Origin of the sequence: Arcicella aquatica, from assembly GCF_034928825.1 — a bacterium.
GTDB lineage: Bacteria > Bacteroidota > Bacteroidia > Cytophagales > Spirosomataceae > Arcicella > Arcicella aquatica.
In genome coordinates, this window is the sequence record NZ_JAYFUL010000013.1 from 1 (window position 1) to 23,422 (window position 23,422).

The following is a 23,422-nucleotide window of genomic DNA, read 5'->3' on the forward strand; positions in this document are numbered from 1 at the left end:
TGCCAGTGTGGGGGATTAACCTCTCAGTTCCCCTACCAATCATCGTCTTGGTGAGCCGTTACCTCACCAACTAACTAATTGGACGCATGCCCATCTTATACCAATAAATCTTTAACATATAACCGATGCCAGTCTAATGTTCTATTAGGTATTAATCTCCGTTTCCAAAGGCTATCCCTAAGTATAAGGTAGGTTGCATACGTGTTACGCACCCGTGCGCCACTATGTATTGCTACACCGTTCGACTTGCATGTATTAGGCCTGCCGCTAGCGTTCATCCTGAGCCAGGATCAAACTCTCCATTGTAAATATTTTACTATAGTTTCGTTGTCTTCTTATGCTCCCTATTCTAAAATAAAGAATCAATAACAAAAAACAACCTGTCTATTAAAAGCTAATCTTATTAATCATTTCTATCAATACATCAAAGAACTCTTTAACCTAAAAATTACCGTTGTAACCCTTAAATCTCGTCGTAATTATCTTCCTAATTACTTCCCTCTCTCTGCCCGTTGGCGTCGTTTGGGAGTGCAAAGATGCAAGCTTTTTTTTTAATAACAATACCTTAATCAAAACTTTTTTTGAAGTTTTTACAAAATAAACTGCAACTGTACTGAAAATTAAACTGTTAGGATATAAAAAAAAAGCAAGAAAAATACTCAAAAAAAGATGCGTAGAAATTACTCAAATTTAGTCAATTAAAATTGTCATAAAAATACTTTAAATAAGCATATTTGAATTTGTGCCTATTCTGAAATTGATTGGGTTTAAAACCAAAATATCCAAACCTCTTGCTGAAAGTTTGGATATTCTTCTCTGTTTCTCAATAATTGAGCAATTGTATTATCTCATCTGAGATTTCCATCTCTTTTCCTTCCTTACTCATCCAGTATTGAAACTTCTCTAGCCTGTTATATGGATTGTATAAATCTCTTAATGAGAAAATCATTCCCATGTGTTGCTTGGCTATTTGTGTTGGCTGTGCATTTGCATCAAAGTACCATTCGCTATTTCGCCCTGCTTCCATCATTTCATTCATCAAACTAAGTTTGTCTTCATCACTCAATACATCATATCTCCTTTCAAAGTAATTCAGCTCTGCTTCTTTAAAAAGCATGACTAGTCTTTTTAGTTCTTCTTGACGGTTGGCCTTTTCGGCTTCTTGCTTTATCTTCTGTTTTTTCTCTTCTACTTTCTTCCTTTTTTGCTTGGTATAACCTTCGTGCTGTTCAAACAGGTTTCTAGTACTGAAGTACGCCATACTCCGTACTACTATTTTTTTATCTATTAATGCATTGAAACAATCTTCTACTAGCTCTCTCCCATATTTGTCAACATAAGCATCAATTTCTATTTCAATGGTATTGACTTCTGGTTTTTCTTGTAAATTAACTTTTTTAAATAATGCATATAGACGGGTGTTATTATCTGGCTCTTCTTCTTGTTTCAAAGGTTCCATCATTTCAGAGAAGCTCTTGAACTCAATTTGTTTTATAAATTCATCCTGTTCGGAAAAAGGCGTTTTATCTTTCAATTTAATTACAAATAATAATCCCGTAATTTTTGGACGTAGTTTATCAAGGTTAGTCCCTTTTTTCTGATACGTAATAAAAATGTCTGTTTTATCATTGATTTCTTCAATGGCTGGTATCAATACTCGCTTTTCAAGATTTGAAAACTTTAAATAACCACTAGTGTTATATTCAAATTGAATTTTGAAACGTTCTATATCTATTTCATAAAACCCTTTGTTTAACCAAGATTTAAAGAATGGATAGAGTTTAATAGATTGGCTATTCTGTAACCTAAAGAAATTCTCTTTTAAAAAGCTGAAGTTTTCTCGCTCGTTTACCTCTAAAATCTTCTGAGCCAAATCTCGCACGATAAAGAGCTGTATCTTCCCTGACCCTTCATCGTGAATCATTTGAGAAATAATGGTAGTACTTACTTCTAATTTTCCTTCTCGCCACTTTAATAAAGTAGTTTGAAGCATTTCGGCACTTTCTATTAAATAGTTGTAGCCTTTTTTATGGGTTACTCCTATCCTCTCTAAAAAATCTTTGATATGAATGGTAAAACATACGCTTTCATTCTGTTCCATTCCGAACAAATGTGATGGCTTTAAACGAGAGGCGATTTCGATGAATAATTTCCTTGTATAAATATCATCTACAGAGACCGATTCATTCTTAGAAATTCTTCTAATGAATTTAGGATTGGCCAACGGATTATTGAAAATCAGATAATCAGGATTATTCTGAAACAATTCAATATTTAAGCTTGAGTCTAATTCATTTTTCATCTGCATATTGGTTACCTATACAAAACTAATTTGTTTTGGCAACTTTACAAAAAAATGTTTCCAAACATACTACATATTTCTGTAAATTTTTCACCTATTTAGGAGCTGGTAATAAGCTAGCTTAATAACCATGATCATTTACATACCTACATTTTGTTGCCTAACGTGATATGAAAAAAGGCGGATAAAACTGTCATATACCATAAGAATACCTACAATTTGTTGCATAATAAAGATATTGACATGGTTTATCAGTCAATATCTGAAACCTGCCAATATTCAGAATATGTATAATACAGATGGTAGAAATAGTATTTAGCTAAAAAATACCTACAATTTGTTGCCTATTAACAACATAGACAGCCCTTTGAACGGAGCAATACATTTGTAAGCCTTTCACAAGGTGTTTTACCTACAATTTGTTGCTTAATAAAGTCAGAGGAAAGAATATTAAAAGGCAAAAAACACCTACATTTTGTTGCCAAACATATCTAGAGGAAATTTATCTTTTTATATTGCTGCCTACTATCAAATCATGCCCCTCTAAAATCAGAAAATGAGAGATTATTTTTAAATAATTGATTTTAAAAAATATCAAATCACCTACATTTTGTTGCCTAATTATTCAAACGTGGCAAATCCTTGATATTTCCAAGCTTTTTAGTAGTAATTTATACCTAAACCTACATTTTGTTGCCAAACTATTTTATAAATAACTAAAAATCATCCACTTAACATCTCATTAAAATACGCTCTTATTTACGACACCTACATTTTGTTGCTTAGCACCTACATTTTGTTGCCTATTACCTACAATTTGTTGCTTAATTACCTACATTTTGTTGCCTATCACCTACAATTTGTTGCCAAACTACCTACAATTTGTTGCCAAACTACCTACAATTTGTTGCCAAAAAGTGGTGTAATAAATTGATTATCAGTCAATTACAGAGGTGCTAAAAAATATATTAAAAAACTCTTTTAAAAATATATTAAAAAACTCTCTCAAAAAAGGAAAAATTGAGAGAGCGATTTTTATTCTTTTTTATTTTTAATAAAGAAAAGAATAAAAGCTAAAATAATTATTTGTATGAAATTTTATGCTTTAGTGCTATTATTGTATAATATATCATGCAAATAGTGTAACTTTGATAATCTTTTCATTTCTAATCATTACATAAATGTTGACTCAAGAGTTATTATTGAGATTTCTCAGAAGAAGAAATGCTATTTCAGTGGCGACATTGGAAAGAGAAGCAGGACTTGCCAAAGATACTTTGGCTAAAGCATTGAAAGGAGAACGGAATTTAAGTGAAAAGCATTTAGAGCTCTTATTACCCGTAATAACTTCGTACGGGTTTTCAACAAATTTATATGAAAAAGCCAGAGTGGTATCTGTTATCAACCATAAAGGCGGAGTAGGTAAAACTACGACAACGGGATATTTGGGTGAGGCAATCGCTAAAATGGGCTTTAAAGTATTAATTATTGATTTAGATCCGCAAGGTAATTTAAGTCAGATTTTTGATATAAACCTGCAAGATGAAAAGCAAGTTTATCATAGTTTAGTAAAATTAGCAGATTTGCCTATCTACAACATCGGCGAAAATCTAGACATTGCTCCGTCGGATATAGAATTGGCAAAAGCTGAAACAGAATTGGTGAATAAAGTAGGTGGTGAACAACGCTTGAAAATATTGATAGCAAGGATTAGCCAGAACTACGATTTTATTTTGATTGACTGTCCACCATCTTTGAACATTCTTACGATGAGTGCCATGCAAGCCTCTAACAGTTGTTTAATTACCCTTTTGCCAGAAATGTCGGCTTTAAAAGGATTAAATACCCTGTTGGAGCGTATTTCGGAAGCTCGCCAAATTTTTAATCCAGCCCTGCAAGTAGATGGCATTGTATTTACCATGGTTAGGAAAAATACTGTTCATGATGGGATTAAAGAAACAGTAAGAAGCATTTTCCCACACATTAAAGTATTCAGCAAGGAAATTAAACATTTGATTGCCTTTCAGAAAGCTCAGATAGAACAGATACCCATCAGAACATTTGATAAAGATTCAGAAGCTGCAAGATGTTATGAAGAATTTTGTGACGAATACCTATCATTGTTTTAATCCAATTAACATTTTATAGAAATGGCAAAGAACATAAAAATGTCGATTGCAGAAAAAGCAAGGGTGTCTATCACAAATAGTTTTTCGCCCTTAGAGTCGATAAAACAAAATATAACAGTCCTTGAAGAATTAAGAAGCTTCATTCCCCCATTGCTAGATTCAGAATTAGCGCAGTTAAAGGCTAATCTGTTAGCAAATGGATGCAAAGACCCACTTTTACTTTGGGAAACAACCAAGGATGTTATTGGTGAAGGCAACGTAACGGAGCCAGCTTATGTGTTGATAGATGGGCACAATCGTTATGGAATATGCAAAGAATTTGGTGTTTCTTTCAATGTGCAATTGTTGTCTTTTAACTCGTTTAAAGAAGTAAAAGAACACATGATTGATTTGCAATTGGGACGAAGAAACCTAAATGCACAACAAGCATCGTATTTGAGAGGATTACGCTATAATACCGAGAAAAATGATGTTTCGGATAATTTACAAGGCAAAAAAGAAGGATTTTCATCAGATGGTCAAAATGACCATTTGGAAAATGCTGTAAAAATTACCACTGCCGAAAGATTAGCCAAAGAATATAATGTAGGCGAAAAAACAATTAGGAGAGATGCTGCCTTTGCTGAAGGCTTAGAAAAACTCACGCCTACCCTTCGTAATGAAGTGCTTTCTGGCAAAAAGAAAGTTGAAAAAAGTAAAATACAATTATTGGCCAAGTCGAATGAGAAAAACCAATCGATTGATGATATTGAGAAAGTAGAGGAAATTCTATTACAACAAGAAAGCAATACAAAAGAGAAAAAGTCGGAGAATGATTCAAACGATATTGCTCAAGAGAAATATAATAAAGTATTAGGTGCTATTAACGAAGCATATGCTAGTAGAAATATAGGAGCTTTTGAGGCTATTGAACTTGCTTTACAGGAATTTAAATTGATTTTAAACTGATATTTGCCAGATGGTCAAAATGTCCATTAGGTAAACTAAATAGAAAAGCATTATTGATAAAAATCCAGATGGTCATTTTGACCATCTGGATTTTTTATGTTTTATTTCTTTAAAATAGTATCCAATACCTTTAGTTTCCCATCTATTTTATGGCTGTATTCTAAGCCAAGAATCTTACTAATCATTGGATAGATATTTACGTTTTCAAAACCATCTATTTTTGTTTGAGGTTTGAAGGCTGGGCCCCAAGCAAAGAATGTAGCGTGCATATCTTCAATGGCTGGGTCGAAACCGTGTTTCCCTGGCGTCGTAGATTTACCTGTAATACCAAATACTTTAGGCAAATGTGGCACAAGTAAAATATCGCCAACACGATTATACTTATCGTCTTTTTTGCCATAATGCCAACGGCTAGGGATGTTTTTCTTTAAGTATACATCAAAGTCAACTGCTTCTTTCTTCAAAGCCTCGTAGGTTGGCTTAATATCTTTTTTATCTTTTGCATACAATTGCAACAATGCATCTCCACGAGGAATAATGAATTTTTCAGGGTCGATTGCTTTAGGTAAAAGCATAGGATGTTCGTATTCAACTTTGGTCATACCGTGGTCAGAAACAAACACGAAGTTTACAGGCAAATGTAATGAATCAACAGTGGCAACCAATTTACCAATGCTATTGTCTACAAAATGTACTGCTTCTTCGGTTTCTTTTGAGTCTGGGCCATAAGTATGGGCTTCATGGTCAACCTCAGGGAAATAAAAAGTAATCATATGCGGACGCTTATCTTCAGATAATTGAAGCCAGTTTTTAACCGTTTTAATACGCGTATCAATATCTATTTTATCGTTATAGTTGTAATAATAAGTAGGTAAAGTTCCCTGAATGTTGCTTTCAGAAGCAACCCAATAAAAACTAGCACTTATCATCTGTTGTTGTTCTGCTAACACCCATAAAGGCGTTCCGCCATACCATGAACCATCAGCAACAGCCTTTTTATTTCCCATTCCATAACTTTCTTGGCGTTGGGCATCATAAAAAGAATTGTCAACCAAGCCATGATGCGCTGGATACATTCCCGTTACGATACTATAATGATTGGGGAAAGTAAGAGAAGGAAAAGAGGGCAGCATGTAGGCAGCTGTTACGCCATCATTACTCAATTTACGAAGATGCTTGGCTTGGTACTTATCAGTAAAGTCTGCACGAAAACCATCAGCAGAAATCAAAATGACATAAGGCTTTTGTTGTTGAGCTAGGCTATTGCTACGATTCGGAATGATTTGCTGCGTTAAGTCTTGAGCAATGGTATTAGAAACACAGAAACATAGCAAGACAAAAAGGAGATGGAGTATTGATTTTTTCATTTGAAATACTATCACAAATTGATAGGCTTTAAAATTTGTTGAAGTGAATTGATGATTAATAAAATCTCTTAAAGCAATTTAGTCCATTCTTAATCAAAAATCAAAAAACTTATTCATATCTGTTGTTTAACCAAACATCAAATGGACACAAAAATCAAATTTATAAAGGTTAGGTACATCACCACCATATTAAATATTTGTTAAACTTCTAATTGAAATAATGATTTTGACGCATTGAAGAGAGAAATTTAGCAAATTTTTCGGCTAATACTCATTATGAATTTCATCCAATATTATTCTTCGCGTCGCTTTATCAAGGGCTTCTTTGTTATATGCTTATTAGTAAATAATCTTTCAAATCTCTGCTCACAAACATTTAAGGAGGAAGATAAAGAAAATCTGGGGCTGTATTTCCATAATCCAGATACCACGTTTCGCTTGCTAAAAGAAAAGTATAATAAGGCAAACGAGCAAAAGGATTTTGTTCAAGCAGGGCTTTATCTACAACAAATGGGGCAAATCTGTTATCACTTTGGGCATTACCCTCAGGCATTGGATTTTCATTTACAGGCCAGTACGATATTTAAGGCCAACCAAAAGAAAGAACTGTTGGCCGGTAATTTAAACGATTTGGGTGTTTTATATTATTACAATCATCAGCGAAACTTGGCTCGTCAGTATTATGATGAAGCGTTGGGGATTTATAAAAATACCAAAAATGAATTAGGGATGGCCAATACGTTGGGGAAGATTGGTCAGTTATACGAAAAACAGCAAAAATATGATAGTGCCTTTGTTTATCAGCGTCGGGCAATGATGCATTACCAAAAGATTAATAATCGTCAAGGGATGTCTAAGATTTATGAAAACATTGGAAGTATTTATGAAGACCTTGCTAAGTACGATTCAGCCTATTTTTATTATCAACGTTCTTTTACGCTTAATAAGGAGACAAACAATCAGATAGCCCAAATAGAAGTATTGAATAACCTAGGAGATGTTTTTAGAAAAACAGATAAAGTAAAAGAAAGCTTACAGTATTCTAAAAAGGCCTTGGCTATGGCATTGGATACAAAAGAAAATTATCAGCTATCAGGAGCGTATCGTGATATTGCAAAAGCCTATAACTTACTTGGACGAAACGATAGTGCTTATCATTACTTAGAATTAAGCCGAAAAACAGCCTTAGATATTTATGATGAGAATAGTAATAAGCAATTGGCTTTGCTACAAGTAATGTATGATATCAGTAAAAAGAACAATGAAATACAGCAATTGAATAACGCGAAAAAGCAAAACCAAATTATTGGCTTTGCTATCGGAATCGTAACGATTTTATTGGCGGCTTTGGCGACGGTAATTATTAGTCGACAACGCTTGAAAATAAAAAGTGAGCGATTTTTGAATGAAGAGCGAAATCATGTATATGAAACCCAAAAGGAATTGATGGAGGTAGCTTTGAGAAATAAAGTATTGGAGGAAGAAAATCTTAAAAATCTACTGGAAGTAAAAACCAAAGAATTGAGTTCGCACACCCTGCATGTTATCCAGAAAAATCAATTGCTTGAAAAGCTATATAACAAACTAGAAGAAATGATTAAAGACGAGCGTCGTGACCCTAAAAGACAGCTTAGGCAAATCATGCAGGAAATTAATCAAAGTTTTAATCATGACCAATATTGGGACGAATTTAGGGGTATTTTTGAGCAAGTACATCAGAGCTTTTTTGATAAGCTAAAAGCTACGACTGATAACCTTACCGCAAACGATTTACGATTGGTGGCTTTGTTAAAAATGAATCTTAATTCTGCGGATATTTCCTCGTTGCTAGGTATCTCTCAAGACAGCCTGCGGGTAGTTCGGTACCGTTTGAGGAAGAAATTGAATTTAGCTCAAGGAGATAGTCTTTCGGCATTTATTCAAGCATTATAGGTTGTTAATGATTTGGAAATGTAACGGTAACAATTTGATAATGTAGCGATTGGTTGTTTTTAATGTATTGATATACAGTTAGTTGATTGTTATTTGTTTCTATTGTTGCCTTCTTGTTTATGCCCTTTGTAACGCTGTTGCTTTTTTGTAACGCCCCAAATTTGGTTGTATTCATTTTGTATTTGAACCTTTGTTACATCAAAAAAATGATTGTCGAAAGAATTTTTAACTAAGCTCATACGAAAAAGCTAATTAAAAATAAATCACAAAACAAAATGAACAAAATATACAGCCTAATTAGTTTTTTTATATTAATCACTTTTACTGCTTTCTCGGGAACATTGAGTGGAATAGTGATTGATAAAGAAACGGGAGAACCGCTAATAGGAGCAAATGTACGATTAGATAAAAAAGGTTTTTATGATGCTACTGGACTAGACGGTTCATTCAGCATCAAGAACCTTCCAGCAGGGAAATACCAAGTGAAAATTAGCTATGTTGCTTACGAAACTATTACGCAAGAGGTAATCATCGGTAAAGACAATACTTTTCTAAAATTGAGTTTAGTACCTGATTTAAAACAATCGCTCAATGAAGTTGTTGTGACTGCCACGTCCGATAAATCAACGGAAAATTCGGCTCGTTTTTCAGAACGTAAAGCGAATCAGCTGATGAACATTGTTTCTGGTAGGGCGATAGAAATTTCTCCAGATTTAACGGTGGCGAACTTAATTCAAAGAGTATCAGGAATTTCTATTGAAAGGAATAGTAATGGTGATGGACAATATGCCATTCTGCGAGGAATGGATAAGCGTTATAATTATACCTTGGTGAATGGGATCAAAATACCTAGCCCAGATAACAAATATCGCTATGTGCCGCTAGATATTTTCCCTTCTGAACTGTTAGGTCGTTTAGAAGTATTTAAGACCTTAACGCCTGATTTAGAAGGCGATGCCGTAGGAGGTGTCGTAAACATGGTGATGAAAGATGCACCTAATCAATTAGAAATTAAAGGGAATTTAGCAGGAGGATACAATGAGTTATTCATGAATCGTGGATTTACAAGTTTTGATGCAAGCCAGATTCAAAAGCAATCGCCTTATGAATTAAATGGTAGTACCTATTCGGCGACATCAAAAGATTTTCCGAAAGGCACTTTGACACTGCAAACTAAAAATCCAATTCCTAATATCGTAGGAGGGTTATCGATAGGGAATCGTTTTTTACAAAACCGTTTAGGTGTAATTTTAGCAGGGAGTTTCCAAAACACGTATCGTGGTAGCAATAGTAAATTCTTCTCTTCAACGGTTTATGATACTGAAAAGACTTCAAGAATTACCAGTTTAGCTGAACGTCAATATTCTGAAAGACAAGAACGTTTGGGCTTACATGCAAAAATTGATTTTCGATTAAACGAGCGAAATAAGTTGCAGTGGTACAATGCCTATATGAACCTGATTAACGAGCAATTAAGGGATACTAAAACCACAGAATACTCATCAGGAGGCTACGACCCAGAAAAAGGAAATGCAGGCTTAACGTTTGGGGTTCGTTCAAGGCTTACGCAACAACAAATTTTCAATAGTACTTTACAAGGTACACATCAATTATCAGATAAATTCAAATTCAATTGGTCGGCAGTATATTCTACGGCTTCTAACCAAGTGCCTGACAATACTAGCTTTAGCGTCTTGGGTAAAAGAGAAAACTTTGTAGAAACTAAAATTTATCCTCAGCAAAGTAGTCGCCGTTGGGAACATAATGATGACCGCGATTTAGCCACTTACTTAAACTTGACGTATTTAAGTTCATGGAAGAGTAACCCGCTAGAAATCAGTACAGGAGTATTGTATCGTGATAAACAGAGAAGTAATTTTTATAATAACTATGTACTTCAACCAACAAATCCTTTTGCAGTGTTTGGTAAAGACTTTAACAATTATAACGAAGTAGATTTTACCGTTCAAAACCCAAGAGGAACAGTAGCCTCGGCATTGAATTATGATGCTACTGAAAAAATAGCAGCAGGGTATTTAATGGCAAAACTAAATACCAAAGCAACGCAATTTATTGGTGGACTTAGGGTTGAAAATACAGACCAAGGATATCAGATGTTATTTCCACTTGGCGAACTTCATCCATCTGGAAACCAAGTATATACTGATTTCTTGCCAAGCTTAAACGTCAAGCATAGTTTAAATAACATTCAAAATTTGCGTGCTTCCTATTTCCGTTCAATCAATCGTCCTGGGTTTTTCGAGATTGTTCCAGGGAAAGTAGTCAATGAAGAATTTCAAGAAAGAGGAAATCCTGATTTGCAACGTGCTGTGGCCGACAATATTGATTTGAGATATGAATATTTCCCGAATGCATCTGACCAAATAATGGCTGGCGTTTTCTATAAATACATTAAAAACCCGATAGAATATACCTTACAAGTGGATGAGACTCGTGGCCAAGACGTATTCTATACACCAGGGAATTTTGGGAATGCCAATAATTATGGCTTAGAGTTAGATGTAATCAAGTATTTCAAAAACTTTGGCATCAAGGCAAACTATACCTACACACATTCGTCTATTACAACCAAAAAGAATATCAGGGTTCGTAATAGTTCGGGTAACCTAGAATCTATCTCCGTTAATCAAACGCGCCCACTCTATGGACAGTCGGAACACATCGGTAATTTTTCTTTACTCTATAGAAATTCAAAAACAGGATGGGATGCACAATTAGCAGCGTCGTATACAGGTGAGCGTATCAATACAGTTTCACAGTTTTTAGATAATGATTTATGGCAAGAAGCCTTCGTTCAGATGGATTTCTCAATAGAAAAAAAATTAAGTGACCGTTGGGTGATTTTTGGCAAAGCCAACAATTTATTAAATACACCAATGAGAGTATTTATCAAAAATACCAATCCAGTCAATGCCAATATACCAGAGCAATCAAAAGGAGGAAATGATAAAACCTTGATTCGTGAAGATTATTACCAAAGAAGTTATTTAATAGGCATAAAATTCAAATACTAAAATATTCAAAATTCAACTTTATTAATGTCATGAAAAATTCAAAAATCTTAGTAGGAGCATTCTTACTAGCCACATTGTTTAGTGCTTGTAGTAAAGACGAAAACAAAACAACACCAGTTGTAGAGCAGTCGGTAACGGGTGAAGTATCAGGAACTTGGGTAAAAGGTTCTATCATTCAAGTAAAAACTGACATCATCATTCCAGCAGGAAAAAGTTTAACGATTGAAGAAGGCGTAACAGTAGTGATGGATACTACAAGCAAGCCTGAAATTATCGTAAATGGTAATTTGTACATAACAGGAAGCACGGCAAACCCTGTTAAAATGACTGTTCCTGAGAGTGCAAGAATTACTAAAAACAAATTCGGTAAGTTGTGGGGTGGAATTTTAGCCTCAAAAACTTGTTCAGAATTGTTATTAAATAATGTAATTATGGAGTACGGTGGAGCTGTTACAACAGAATCATCTACCTCGGTAAAACAAGGTTTATACAAAGCCGTTAGTGGTGAATTTGACCCAGCTATTTGGTTTTCAAATACAGCAGGAAAGTTAGTAATGCAAAACTCTATCGTTCGTTTTTGGCATGATGACTGTACTTATTTAGAAGGTGGAAGTATCATTTTTAGCAACAACACTTTTCATACAACAGGTGAAAGTGGTGGAGAAGCTATCAACATCAAATCAGGTTGTGTTGCTGACGTAGCTTATAATTTAATTTACAGCACTAATACAAATGCCTTGAAATTATCAAATGCTGGTGACCGTACTCCTCAGGCTTATGTGGTAGCTTATAACAACACGATTGTGAATACAGGCTGGAGAAGACCAACTATCAAAGGAGGTTCTATTTGGCTTGAAGCAAGTGTTCGTGCAGATTTGTACAATAATTTAATGGCAAACACTCGTTTTGGTATTAAGAGAGATGTTAAAAAACCAGAAGATACTCGTTCGGTAGTTAGTAATTCGTTGTACTATGGCTATACGCAAGAGGGAGTAAATCAATTCCAACCAAGTACTGAAATTTTAACAGGAAAGAACGATATTATTAGCACAAAAGCAGGTGATAACGACCCTAAATTTGTGAATTATCCAGTAAGTACTGATAAGTCGAATGCTGATTTCACAACTACTTGGGACTTTCACTTAGCTACAGGTTCGCCAGCGTTGAATAAAGGAATTACTACCTTCACTAGAAACTATAAAGACGGTATCACGATTAATGGTCAGACTTACAAATCGCCTGAACCAGCATCGTATATTGGAGCTTTTGGAACGAAGTAAATAGTTGTGATTGAGTGAATTATGAATTGTAGATTCATAACTCACTCAATCACTAACTCACAATTAAACAACTATAAAGAATAATGAACCATAGGTTTTTAACCATTTTTTTGCTTGCCTTTTCGCTTAACGCTTGTAAACAAGTGGCTGTTCAAACAAATACTACCGCTAGCGAACAACCCATTGTACAGCCCACTTTTATCACTGAACCTGTACAACACGATACTGACGACCCTGCCGTTTGGATAAACCCTACTGATGCCAGTAAAAGCCTAATAGTGGGTACAGATAAAGACGTAGATGGAGCTTTGTATGTGTATGATTTACAAGGGAAAATTCAAACGGATAAAGTAGTCCATGGGTTAAAGCGACCTGATAATGTGGATATTGAGTATGGGTTGATGCTAAATAACAAAGCTACCGACATTGCCGTGGCTACAGAACGCCTTACGCATAAACTTCGTATCTATGCTTTACCAGACATGAAAGCCGTTGATAATGGAGGTATTGAGGTATTTGAGAACGAGACAGGAGCAGAGTTTCGTGATTTGATGGGAATATCTTTATACAAAAATAAAGCTGGCAAAATTTACGCAATTGTAGGTAGAAAATCTGGCCCGACAGATGGCTCTTATCTTTGGCAATATCTTTTAGAAGATAATGGAGCTGGACAGGTAAAAGCTACCTTAGTAAGAAAGTTTGGAGTATATAGCGGAAAAAAAGAAATAGAATCTATCGCTGTGGATGATGAGCTTGGCTATGTCTATTATTCCGACGAAGGTGTTGGTGTAAGAAAATATTATGCTGAACCATCAAAGGGTAACCAAGAATTAGCATTGTTTGCTACCACAGGTTTTACGGAAGACCACGAGGGAATTTCTATTTATCAAACCTCACCAACGACTGGTTATATTTTAGTGTCGGATCAAGGAGCGAACCAATTCCATGTGTTTAGCAGAGAGGGAACAGCACAGAATTCAAACGACCATCAGCTACTGAAAGTCGTGAAGGTAAAAGCGAATAAAAGTGATGGTTCTGAAACGGTTTCTGTGCCTTTGAATAATACTTTCAAGAAAGGATTATTTATCGCCATGAGCGACGACCGTACTTTTCATTTCTATAAATGGGAAGATATAGCAGGGAAACAACTTAAGTAATAATGAATAATTGAGTTCAAGTTTTAAGTGCGGAGATAGAAAAATTACGCCGCACTTAAAACTTGAATATATTTAGTTCTTATTGATATTAACTGCTCTATGAGCCTCTACTAGCAAGGCAATTTCTTCCATCATATCTAATACTTCGTCTATTTCACTTTCTTTCCACAGAACAAAATAGTTTTTCAGGGGCGTGCGCATCATATATTCCTTCCCATGCGAAGTCCAAAAATCATGAATGCCTATTTTGTTTTCTAACATTTCTTGAAAAGCACCAAACTCAAATTCATTCAGGATAAACAAAGAGTTTTTGTAGGCAAGGTTATACTTTTTACAACATGGACAATAACCAATATAACCGTTTTCATTTTCGGTTAACGTATTGAAATCGTGTGAATTTTCCATAAGAAAAGCTTTTTAGATAATAGCCGAACAGAAAAAATTAAGTAACGTAGCGAAATTTTCGTAAAAGGAATCCGACGACCTCAATGAGGTCGGTTATGATAATACTATTAAGAAAAACTACCACCGCAAAGCAGTGGTAGTTTATATAAGAGAGCGATGTCTTTTACTCTCTCATTGAGCGATTCAATATCATCAGTTAAACTTTGTACTTGCTTCTGGTTGATATACATACCTGAATGTATAATAACGTGCTACATCAGTAGTAGTTGGAGTCGTAGGAGCACCTTTATAGTAGCTCAAAATCTCTACTTTAGCATATTTACCGTCGGCAGTTTTTATTAATATTACTTTTCCTGCCGCTGGCGTGATAATACCATTAGCATAGTTGTACCAACCATTTCCTGCACCTGTTGGAATAGCAAATGTGGTTTTAGTATCTTGTGCAAAAGTGGCAGAGGCAGGCACTTCTTTAATTTCATCGAAAATACCCGTGATTACTACTGCACCACCTTGACCACTACCAGAACCACCACCATTTGTAATAATTGTAGTAGCTCTAACGCCAATATCCCATTTCGTGGTTGCTGAGTCTGAACTAGCAACGATACCATTTTTGAAACTAAAGAAAGTATATTTTCCTGTTCCTGTAGGCTGACCAGTAGCACTAACGTTAGTAGTAGGGTCGGCAGCTAAATCTTTTACTGTTTCGGATTTTACGGGTTGTACTACTACTTCATCATCTTTCTTACAAGCAATAAAGAGCGTACTAATAACTAAAGCTGACAAGGCAATTTTTTGTAAAGAATTCATGTTTTTTGTATTTAAATAAAGGGATGAGTTTATGATATTTTCTCACATTGGTAACCTAGCCCAACAAGGGCATTAATAATTTTTTCGCTCGGTGTAAACTGTTCAGATACAATTTTTAAAACTTTGTTCACATCATGAAAGTCAATATTGAAATTGCTAATTCCTACTGACTTGAGGGCATCCCAAATGGCTTGTATACCAATAGGAGAGGTAATGTTTGTTTTGAACATTAATGTTTCCATCTGACTAATTTTATTGTTTAGGAGTTAAGTACAAGTCCATTAACCATCTTTGAGCATCAGAACGATTTTCAAAAATATTTACAGGACAGCCATAGGTACGCTTAGCTAAATATTGTACAATATGGTGATAGACGTTTGCCATAAAAAATGATTTCGTGACGATTGCAATTCCAAAACATTGTCTGGAAAACTCTCTGCGATAATGTTTAAACCAAGTGGTTTCTAATTTTACGACACCTCTTTCGCGGCATAGATTTCCTTCTGGATAGTCGAATAGTAAGCCAAAACTTTCGTTTTTATTAATTAGCTTACTCATTTCTGACAAATAGCTTCTGGTATCTTCCTGCGTTGTTTTTTCACTAATTTTCATCGAAAAAACAGGACATTTAAAATGTGTTTCAATTTGTACCATTAGCTTAGTTATTGTGAAATGTATTCCTAAAAATTAGCGCTAAATCAACCTTCTCACAAGCCTTATGTAACACAAATAAAAACTCTTTCATTTCTGTGTTATTTAAAAATAGACCTGTTGAAAATATATCTGTTTGTATATTGGGTACGCTTCTTAAATTGCATAATTCTATGATATAAAACTTTTCTGCATGCGGGGCTTCATTTAATTTTCTTAAAAACGTCACCATCGTTGTCCATTCAAAAGTCATCAAAGAGTTTTTATATTGAACTTGTATTTCATTACAACATTTACATTGCCAAGCACTTGCATTATCCGTTTCAACTAATATGATATGTTGTTGTGTATCTTTCATATTAATAAAATTTAGTAGAAAACTTTTTTAAAAACAGTCTCGATAATTCAAGACTGTTTTTGTACAATGTGAACGAAAAGAAAAAAACGATTGATGCTCAGAAATGACTTCAATAAAATCAGAGTCATTTACTATTTACCATAATCTCGTGAATTCGGGATAAATGCCCCCCCCGAATGCTACTCTACTGTTCTGTAATTTTGTGTTTTTCAAGGTTGATACCAAGGCTTACCCAAATTAGTCTTCCTGCCAAATTTGGAATATTTCTAGTATCGGTATAGCCTAATACATTATCAACACCTGCTTGTAATCTAAACCTTTCTTGGAAGGTTTTGCTAGCAGATACATTCCAAAGGATGTATCCATTTACAAATTCATTGCTAACATCAGCAATCCCATTTCCGTTATAATCAGCAAAACCATATCTACTTCTATAAATCCCTCTTAGCGAAGCTGTTAAGCCACTTTTCATATCTTCATAGAACACTTTGATATTGGCTGAATGCCTAGAACGATTGAAAAGTCCTTCATAGTCAGAAGCTTTTACTCTAACCGTTACCAACGTTTCAGGGTCACGTCTGAATAATTCACCACGCGCTATTTTATCTACTATGTCTTTATCTTTTGCTTCCAAAAACTGATAACCAGCACTTAATGTAATAGGCGACTTATTGTTGGCAATCGTATAACTAGCGTCTAATTCTATCCCTTGTGTAAATGCTTTGGTAAGGTTCATATAACTAAAAACACTTTGTCCGTTCGTTTTTAGGGCTACGGCTTGAGTCTGAATTAGGTTTGAAATGTCATTCCTAAAAACGTTTGCCTTGAATTTCAGACCGTTATCTAAATCAATTTTCCCGCCAAAATTAAATGCTAAAGAGCTTTCGGCTTTTAATTCACCCAGTTTACTTACATCGAATAATACTTCAGCAATCTGATTTTCAGCCTGTAAACGAGCTAAATTTAACGCTACTTCTTGTGTGCCAAACACGCTATAACCAGCTACGGCATTGGTAAAGTTGAGGTACAATTGTCTAAAATCTGGTGCCTTGAAACCCACTCCAATAGAGCCATTGAGCCTTACCTTTTTAGATAAATCATAAGCCACCGAAACCTTGGGACTAAACTGAGCTTTGTAAGCGGAGTGAGCGTCAAAACGACCACCGATAGTTAGGTTTAGAGCACTCACCAGTAAATTTTCGTATTGAAAAAACCCATAATTGGTTTCAAATCTTTTAACATCATCGTACCTCGTTGCTGCTACACTCTCCCAGATTTTACCAGCCCCAAGCGTTAATACTTGTTTATTGCCTATGGCATAATCTACCTGAACTTCTGGTCTTAGGAACTTCTGATTGAAGTACGTTGCATCATATACGTTATTGTCTTTCTGAAATAAAAGTTCAGAATTTGTTTTATACTGCGTATTGTAAAATCTAAAAACAGCTTTTAGGTTTTGGTGAAAAGAAACCCTTAAACTTGGGTTAAAATTCCAGTCTTTTACTGAACCTGTTCCTACTATTTGGTCTGTTCCGACTAATAAGCTACTTTCTTGATTTTCAATATTATATCTTGTTGATACATTCAAACTTACATTTTTTGAAAAATCATAGGTAAATTTTGGGGTAATCGTATAATTTTGAAAAGGTGAAACTGTTTGTCCAAAAGTTTCAGGTGTAAAGTCGTATCCACCAGAAGCATAGCGATTTAAGAACAGATTGAACCCTGACTTTTTCGTTTTTATGCTCATGTTTCCAGATAAATCAGTTGTCTGATTCGTTCCGTATCTTGCTGAAAAAGAACCCTTTGTACCATTAGGCCTTTCAGTAATGATATTTACTACTCCAGCCAAAGCCTCTGAGCCATATAAACTAGAAGAAGGCCCTTTTACGATTTCAATTTGTTTAATATTAGCTACTGCCAATCTTGATAATTCTAACGTACCAGCCGTTCTTCCAACCAAAGGTTCACCATCCAACAAAATTAACGTATAATCTGGACTAAACCCTTGAACTTGAAGCCCTTGCCCGTGGTCGTTTACAATAAAAAGTCCCGTTTGTTCTGCAAGTACTTCGCTTAATCGCAATGAACCCATCGCCCGAATCTGTTTCTGCCCAATCAGTGTTACAGGCATGGGTAAAGCATTTAAAGCCCTTTCATTGCGAGTAGCGGTTACAACAACTTCATTTAAATTACTTGTTTTTAAACTATCACTTAAAACATGTTTCTGTTGTCCAAACACGTTTAAAGCATTATATATAAACAATAAGGTAATTATACACTTCATAAGATGTTCGGGTAATTAGCTTTCAGCAGCTAGCCTCAGCATTATTCAATGTTAGTGATTGATATAAATCTTTAGTTGGATAATATAGAGAAATCCAATTCTTGTTTCCTTTCTAATAGTCTTAAAACCTAAAATCCCTAAGTCTAGCGTCTTAGATCTTATAGTCCAATAACTCCAAAATCTAAAATCTCCAAGTCTAGTGTCTTACATCTAATGTCTTATATCTTTTAGTCTTCGAGTCCAATAATCCCAAAGTCACCAAAACTTTCTTGTTCAAAAGTAACATGACAAAGGTAATGTATTATTTAGAAAGATTCCAAATAAAAACTAAAATTATTTTGATTTAGTCTAAATAAGTATAATATTTGCAGAGTCAAATCCACACTTGGAGTCTTAGAATAATTTTATCCTTATCAAATAATGTCATGAATAAAAAAGTACAAGCACACATTTTTAGTGTTATTTTTAGCAGTATTCTATTACTGAGTAGTATATCTTCTGTAGCTCAAAAAACAGCCTCTGTCAAAGGAAAAGTTGTAACAAGTGACGGACAAGCAGCCGAATTTGTAAATGTAGTACTAAAAGGAACCAACAAAGGTGTAATTGCAGATGTGAATGGCTACTATGAAATCACAGAAATTAAACCCGGGAAATATACACTGCAAGCAAGTTTTGTAGGCTTAGAAGCCCAAAGCCAAAGTGTGGTATTAGTAGCGGGAGAAACGAAAGAAATAGACTTTAAACTAACAGAAGACAGTAAACAGCTAAAAGAAGTTATAGTGGTATCGAATCCTAGCAAATATGTTACGGATTATCCATCAATTTCACTTCGCTTAAAAACACCACTTTTAGAAATACCCCAGAATATTCAGGTAGTAACGAAACAACTATTACAAGACCAGCAAATTTTTGATATGCTGGAAGGTGTAACTCGTAACGTAAGTGGAGTTACTCGTTTGGAACACTGGGATAATTATGCTTTGCTAAATATGCGCGGTTCTCAAATAGGTGCTTTCCGTAATGGGATGAACGTGCAAATGTTTTGGGGACCTTTGGCTGAAGATATGAGTATGGTTGAGCGAATAGAATTTGTAAAAGGGCCAGCAGGGTTTATGCTTGCTAATGGCGAGCCATCAGGTTTTTATAATGTAGTAACGAAAAAACCGACAGGTATGACCAAAGGAGAAGCGACAATGACAGTTGGAAGCTTTGGAACGTATCGTTCAACGATAGATTTAGATGGAAAATTAAGTAAAGATGGAAAATTATTATACCGATTAAACTTAATGGGACAAATGAAAGGTTCACATCGTGACTTTGAATTTAACAATCGTGTATCAGTTGCCCCAGTAATCAAATATCAATTCAATGATAAAACTTCATTGACGGCTGAATATACTTATCAGTACAATCAAATGTCGATGATTGGTTCTAACTATTCTTTCTCGACAAGAGGTTATGGCGATTTACCAGTAAACTTTACAACTGCCGAAGCCAATATGCCAGCTACCAACATTAACGACAATACGCTTTTTTTGACTTTGGCTCATGCTATCAATAAAAACTGGAAATTTACAGGACAAGTAGCTTATATGAACTATAGCCAAGTTGGGCAGTCTATGTGGCCAAGTGGTTTCTCCGCAAATGGCGACACACTGCACCGAAATATGGCAATTTGGGATATTGATGGAACCAATAAATTAGGACAGTTTTTCATTAATGGTGATTTTAAAACGGGAAATGTAAAACACCTTTTGTTAGGAGGGGTAGATATGGGAAGCAAAAGTTATTTCCACGATTGGATGCAATCAGGAAACATCAGTTCATTAGCTATTTATAATCCTCAATATGGTGTAACATCTGCTTCGACATATCCTAAATTCGACCGTTCTTTGAGCCTTCGTGAGCGTGGAGTAAATTATTACCAAACCTATACAGGGATTTATTTACAAGATGAAATTCATATAATTGAAGATAAATTAAGATTAACTTTAGCAGGACGATATACTACTTCAACAGACGGAAATCCCTATGCTGGCTTAGCTAAGGCTGATAAATTTACGCCTCGTATAGGTTTGAGTTATTCTTTAGACAAACATACTACAGTTTATGGAGTATTCGACGAGGCTTTTATTCCACAAGCTGGAGGTGATAAAGATGGCAAAAAATTTGACCCAATCACAGGAAATAACAAAGAATTAGGTTTAAAAAGAGAATGGCTTGGGGGATTATGGACAACGTCATTGTCGGCATATCGCATCACTAAAAATAATGTGTTAACTGCTGATGTAAGTAATCCAAACTTCTCTGTACAACTAGGGCAAACGCAAACAGAAGGTGTTGAATTTGACTTACGTGGACAAGTTACTCATGGTCTAGATTTGACTTTGAACTACGCTTATACTAATGCAAAAGTAACTAAAGATACAGATGCAGAGAAGGTAGGCGTTGCTGTAGCAGGCTCAACAAAAAATATTGCGAATGCTTGGTTATCGTATAAGGCCACAAACGGAAAAATAAAAGGATGGGGACTTTCTTTAGGAGGGCAATATCAAGCTGGACGTTCGTCATGGTATGTATTTGATGGAACAACCCAACCATTGAAAGATTACTTCCGTATGGATGGAGCAGTTTCTTATCAATCAAATAACTTCTCAATTGCATTGAATGTAAATAATATTCTGAATGCTTATTTGTATTCAGGAGCTTATTACTCAGCAGGTTATTATTACTACCAAACAGAAGCTTTACGTAATGTACGTTTGTCGGTTGGCTATAAGTTTTAAATAAATATATGAAGAGTTTTAAAAAAATTATAGGACAGGTTCACCTATGGCTTGGGCTTGCGTCTGGCTTGGTGGTGTTTATTGTTTCTATAACGGGCTGTTTGTATGCTTTTCAGGAAGAAATACAGAATGTCACTCAGCCTTTTCGCTTTGTAGAAGTCCAAAATAAACCTTTTTTACGACCATCAGCCCTTGAAAAAATAGCGTTAAAAACTTTGCCGAATAAACAGCTTCATGCGATTCTGTATTCAGGTAAAAGTCAGTCAGCACAAGCTATTTTTTATCACTATGAACCATCCTATTATTATATCACCTACCTCAATCCTTATAATGGAGAAGTATTGGAAGTAAAAGATATGGATAGCGATTTTTTTAGAATAGTATTAATGGGGCATTACTATTTATGGCTCCCACCAACGATAGGTCAGCCGATAGTGGCTACTTCAACATTGGTTTTTGTGGTCATGTTGATTTCTGGTATTATTTTATGGTGGCCCAAAAACGAAAGTGCTGCCAAACAACGCTTTTGGTTTCGGTGGAAAAATGCAACAAAATGGAAACGTAAAAATTATGATTTGCATAATATTTTAGGTTTTTATTCAGCTTGGATTGTCTTGATTATTGCCTTAACGGGTTTAGTCTGGGGCTTTGAATGGTTTGCTAATACTGTGTATGGAGGCTTGGGAGGTGAAAAATCAACGATGTATACAGAAGTTTTTTCAGATAAAAAACAGAAAGAAAATTTAACAAAACAATCGCCTGCTATTGACCGTATTTGGTATAAAATGCTTGCAGAACAGCCACTTGCCAAAACGATTGAAGTACATATTCCAGAGTCAGATTCAGCATCGCTTGCTGTCAATGTAAATATGGAAGAAGGCACAACGTGGAAAATTGATTACCGTTATTTTGACCAATATTCATTAAAAGAATTGTCCGTAAATCACCTTTATGGAAGGTTTCCAGCAGCAAAATTCGCTGATAAAGCTATCCGAATGAATTATGATATTCATGTAGGGGCAATATTTGGTTTGGCAGGAAAAGTATTAGCCTTTTTAGTGAGCTTAGTAGCTGCTAGTTTGCCTATTTCTGGTGTGTTGATTTGGTGGGGGAGAAGAAAAAAACGCACTTGATTTTAAATTTAAAACCCTCAGAGTACCTATTGTATTATTTAATCAAACCCAAAACAGTTAAAAATGAAGAAGAAAATATTATTCAAAATGGTCTCTTTATTTACCATGATGTGTCTCCCTTTTTTATCCATGGCACATGGATATTGGTTTGAAACACAAGGTTCTGGTAAAATAGGAAGTCCCGTCAAAATTCTGATGTTTTACGGAGAATACGCTTCTGGAATAAGAGAGAAAGGAGATAGGCTCAATAAAATGAATGAACTTAGTGTTTCAGTAATTGATGGAGATGGAAACCAATCGGCTATTACTATGACTCAGCAAGAAACCCATTGGGAAGGAACCTTTACGCCAAAAAAAGAAGGAACTTATCAGGTTTTGGCCATCAACGATACCCGTGAGGTACAAGATTGGACAAAACACAATTTAGGCGTTACGCGCCCTGTGCAGTTCTTGCGTACCATTTATCAAGTTGGTAAAACAAATAGCGCAAAGAACAAGCTTCAGTTTTTAGATATTACCGTGAGTAAGGAAAAAGACAAGGTTCTTTTGACAACGTATAAAGACCAAAAGGGTTTGCCTAAAACTAAAGTAACTGTTATTAACCCACAGACTTGGGAGAAATCATTATTCACCAATGAAAAAGGAGAAAGTTCTTTTACCCCAACAGGCAAAGGAATGTACTTGGTAGAATTAGAATGGATTGATAATACTCCTGGTACTTTTAAAGGAAAGGATTATCAAACAATTAGATATAAATCTGAAACAACCTTTGTGCTTGATTAATAATAAAAATCAGTGTAACGTATAGTGAATATCGTATAGCACTAGGGCCTATTACGAGT

The 23,422-nt window shown here is 35.0% G+C and carries 18 protein-coding genes and 1 rRNA gene; 9 read left to right on the forward strand and 10 right to left on the reverse strand.

All coding sequences use genetic code 11. The features are described from left to right. Nucleotides 1-306 (reverse strand): 16S ribosomal RNA (locus VB264_RS10085); the annotation flags it as partial. Nucleotides 307-823: 517 nt separating this feature from the next. Beyond that, complete coding sequence (locus VB264_RS10090; protein ID WP_323248998.1) at nt 824-2,302, reverse strand: replication initiation protein; 1,479 nt, start codon at nt 2,300-2,302, stop codon at nt 824-826. Between the two features lie 1,181 nt (nt 2,303-3,483). On the opposite strand from VB264_RS10090, the gene VB264_RS10095 reads away from it, so the two are divergent. Then, nucleotides 3,484-4,431 (forward strand): ParA family protein, encoded by a 948-nt coding sequence (locus VB264_RS10095; protein ID WP_323249000.1) that lies wholly within the window; start codon nt 3,484-3,486, stop codon nt 4,429-4,431. Nucleotides 4,432-4,452: 21 nt separating this feature from the next. Then, nucleotides 4,453-5,379, forward strand: coding sequence for a ParB N-terminal domain-containing protein (locus VB264_RS10100; RefSeq protein ID WP_323249001.1), 927 nt, complete (start codon nt 4,453-4,455; stop codon nt 5,377-5,379). 101 nt (nt 5,380-5,480) lie between these two features. Here VB264_RS10100 and VB264_RS10105 read toward each other — a convergent pair whose 3' ends face one another. Then, a complete protein-coding gene (locus VB264_RS10105) occupies nt 5,481-6,746 on the reverse strand; it encodes an alkaline phosphatase family protein (RefSeq protein WP_323249003.1) in 1,266 nt (421 codons plus the stop codon). A 276-nt stretch (nt 6,747-7,022) separates the two neighbouring features. Here VB264_RS10105 and VB264_RS10110 point away from each other — a divergent pair, with 276 nt between their 5' ends. Next, a complete protein-coding gene (locus VB264_RS10110; RefSeq protein WP_323249005.1) occupies nt 7,023-8,678 on the forward strand; it encodes a tetratricopeptide repeat protein in 1,656 nt (551 codons plus the stop codon). Between the two features lie 89 nt (nt 8,679-8,767). Here VB264_RS10110 and VB264_RS10115 read toward each other — a convergent pair whose 3' ends face one another. Beyond that, a complete protein-coding gene (locus tag VB264_RS10115) occupies nt 8,768-8,917 on the reverse strand; it encodes a hypothetical protein (protein WP_323249007.1) in 150 nt (49 codons plus the stop codon). Between the two features lie 36 nt (nt 8,918-8,953). Here VB264_RS10115 and VB264_RS10120 point away from each other — a divergent pair, with 36 nt between their 5' ends. The 3 genes from VB264_RS10120 to VB264_RS10130 all read left to right on the forward strand — a co-directional run bounded on the left by VB264_RS10120 (nt 8,954) and on the right by VB264_RS10130 (nt 14,150). Continuing rightward, nucleotides 8,954-11,713 (forward strand): TonB-dependent receptor, encoded by a 2,760-nt coding sequence (locus tag VB264_RS10120; protein WP_323249009.1) that lies wholly within the window; start codon nt 8,954-8,956, stop codon nt 11,711-11,713. A 29-nt stretch (nt 11,714-11,742) separates the two neighbouring features. After that, complete coding sequence (locus tag VB264_RS10125) at nt 11,743-12,993, forward strand: right-handed parallel beta-helix repeat-containing protein (RefSeq protein WP_323249011.1); 1,251 nt, start codon at nt 11,743-11,745, stop codon at nt 12,991-12,993. Between the two features lie 83 nt (nt 12,994-13,076). Continuing rightward, nucleotides 13,077-14,150: a phytase gene (locus VB264_RS10130; RefSeq protein ID WP_323249013.1), complete on the forward strand. Its 1,074-nt coding sequence runs from the start codon at nt 13,077-13,079 to the stop codon at nt 14,148-14,150. Nucleotides 14,151-14,222: 72 nt separating this feature from the next. Here VB264_RS10130 and VB264_RS10135 read toward each other — a convergent pair whose 3' ends face one another. The 6 genes from VB264_RS10135 to VB264_RS10160 all read right to left on the reverse strand — a co-directional run bounded on the left by VB264_RS10135 (nt 14,223) and on the right by VB264_RS10160 (nt 18,661). Next, nucleotides 14,223-14,555 carry a DUF6686 family protein gene (locus VB264_RS10135; RefSeq protein WP_323249015.1) on the reverse strand — a complete coding sequence of 111 codons (333 nt, stop codon included), beginning with the start codon at nt 14,553-14,555 and terminating at the stop codon, nt 14,223-14,225. A 192-nt stretch (nt 14,556-14,747) separates the two neighbouring features. After that, nucleotides 14,748-15,365, reverse strand: coding sequence for an HmuY family protein (locus VB264_RS10140; RefSeq protein WP_323249017.1), 618 nt, complete (start codon nt 15,363-15,365; stop codon nt 14,748-14,750). Between the two features lie 29 nt (nt 15,366-15,394). Continuing rightward, nucleotides 15,395-15,607 carry a hypothetical protein gene (locus VB264_RS10145; RefSeq protein WP_309923791.1) on the reverse strand — a complete coding sequence of 71 codons (213 nt, stop codon included), beginning with the start codon at nt 15,605-15,607 and terminating at the stop codon, nt 15,395-15,397. A 10-nt stretch (nt 15,608-15,617) separates the two neighbouring features. Beyond that, a complete protein-coding gene (locus tag VB264_RS10150; RefSeq protein ID WP_323249019.1) occupies nt 15,618-16,019 on the reverse strand; it encodes an STAS/SEC14 domain-containing protein in 402 nt (133 codons plus the stop codon). Between the two features lie 4 nt (nt 16,020-16,023). Continuing rightward, nucleotides 16,024-16,374, reverse strand: a complete 351-nt coding sequence (locus VB264_RS10155; RefSeq protein WP_309923797.1) for a hypothetical protein — start codon at nt 16,372-16,374, stop codon at nt 16,024-16,026. 184 nt (nt 16,375-16,558) lie between these two features. Beyond that, on the reverse strand, nt 16,559-18,661 hold the full coding sequence (locus VB264_RS10160) for a TonB-dependent receptor plug domain-containing protein (protein ID WP_323249021.1): 2,103 nt from the start codon (nt 18,659-18,661) through the stop codon (nt 16,559-16,561). Nucleotides 18,662-19,086: 425 nt separating this feature from the next. Between VB264_RS10160 and VB264_RS10165 the strand changes: the two genes are divergently transcribed. The 3 genes from VB264_RS10165 (at nt 19,087) to VB264_RS10175 (ending at nt 23,363) form a co-directional block, all read left to right on the forward strand. Beyond that, complete coding sequence (locus tag VB264_RS10165) at nt 19,087-21,447, forward strand: TonB-dependent receptor (RefSeq protein WP_323249024.1); 2,361 nt, start codon at nt 19,087-19,089, stop codon at nt 21,445-21,447. Between the two features lie 8 nt (nt 21,448-21,455). Beyond that, nucleotides 21,456-22,580: a PepSY-associated TM helix domain-containing protein gene (locus VB264_RS10170; protein ID WP_323249026.1), complete on the forward strand. Its 1,125-nt coding sequence runs from the start codon at nt 21,456-21,458 to the stop codon at nt 22,578-22,580. A gap of 63 nt (nt 22,581-22,643) precedes the next feature. Beyond that, nucleotides 22,644-23,363: a DUF4198 domain-containing protein gene (locus VB264_RS10175; RefSeq protein ID WP_323249029.1), complete on the forward strand. Its 720-nt coding sequence runs from the start codon at nt 22,644-22,646 to the stop codon at nt 23,361-23,363. The last annotated feature ends 59 nt before the right edge of the window (nt 23,364-23,422 follow it).

Bases quoted from the DNA above. Each gene is read 5' to 3' on its own strand.
- VB264_RS10090 (WP_323248998.1), bottom strand. From the start codon at position 2,302: ATGAAAAATGAATTAGACTCAAGCTTAAATATTGAATTGTTTCAGAAT.
- VB264_RS10095 (WP_323249000.1), top strand. From the start codon at position 3,484: ATGTTGACTCAAGAGTTATTATTGAGATTTCTCAGAAGAAGAAATGCT.
- VB264_RS10100 (WP_323249001.1), top strand. From the start codon at position 4,453: ATGGCAAAGAACATAAAAATGTCGATTGCAGAAAAAGCAAGGGTGTCT.
- VB264_RS10105 (WP_323249003.1), bottom strand. From the start codon at position 6,746: ATGAAAAAATCAATACTCCATCTCCTTTTTGTCTTGCTATGTTTCTGT.
- VB264_RS10110 (WP_323249005.1), top strand. From the start codon at position 7,023: ATGAATTTCATCCAATATTATTCTTCGCGTCGCTTTATCAAGGGCTTC.
- VB264_RS10115 (WP_323249007.1), bottom strand. From the start codon at position 8,917: ATGAGCTTAGTTAAAAATTCTTTCGACAATCATTTTTTTGATGTAACA.
- VB264_RS10120 (WP_323249009.1), top strand. From the start codon at position 8,954: ATGAACAAAATATACAGCCTAATTAGTTTTTTTATATTAATCACTTTT.
- VB264_RS10125 (WP_323249011.1), top strand. From the start codon at position 11,743: ATGAAAAATTCAAAAATCTTAGTAGGAGCATTCTTACTAGCCACATTG.
- VB264_RS10130 (WP_323249013.1), top strand. From the start codon at position 13,077: ATGAACCATAGGTTTTTAACCATTTTTTTGCTTGCCTTTTCGCTTAAC.
- VB264_RS10135 (WP_323249015.1), bottom strand. From the start codon at position 14,555: ATGGAAAATTCACACGATTTCAATACGTTAACCGAAAATGAAAACGGT.
- VB264_RS10140 (WP_323249017.1), bottom strand. From the start codon at position 15,365: ATGAATTCTTTACAAAAAATTGCCTTGTCAGCTTTAGTTATTAGTACG.
- VB264_RS10145 (WP_309923791.1), bottom strand. From the start codon at position 15,607: ATGGAAACATTAATGTTCAAAACAAACATTACCTCTCCTATTGGTATA.
- VB264_RS10150 (WP_323249019.1), bottom strand. From the start codon at position 16,019: ATGGTACAAATTGAAACACATTTTAAATGTCCTGTTTTTTCGATGAAA.
- VB264_RS10155 (WP_309923797.1), bottom strand. From the start codon at position 16,374: ATGAAAGATACACAACAACATATCATATTAGTTGAAACGGATAATGCA.
- VB264_RS10160 (WP_323249021.1), bottom strand. From the start codon at position 18,661: ATGAAGTGTATAATTACCTTATTGTTTATATATAATGCTTTAAACGTG.
- VB264_RS10165 (WP_323249024.1), top strand. From the start codon at position 19,087: ATGAATAAAAAAGTACAAGCACACATTTTTAGTGTTATTTTTAGCAGT.
- VB264_RS10170 (WP_323249026.1), top strand. From the start codon at position 21,456: ATGAAGAGTTTTAAAAAAATTATAGGACAGGTTCACCTATGGCTTGGG.
- VB264_RS10175 (WP_323249029.1), top strand. From the start codon at position 22,644: ATGAAGAAGAAAATATTATTCAAAATGGTCTCTTTATTTACCATGATG.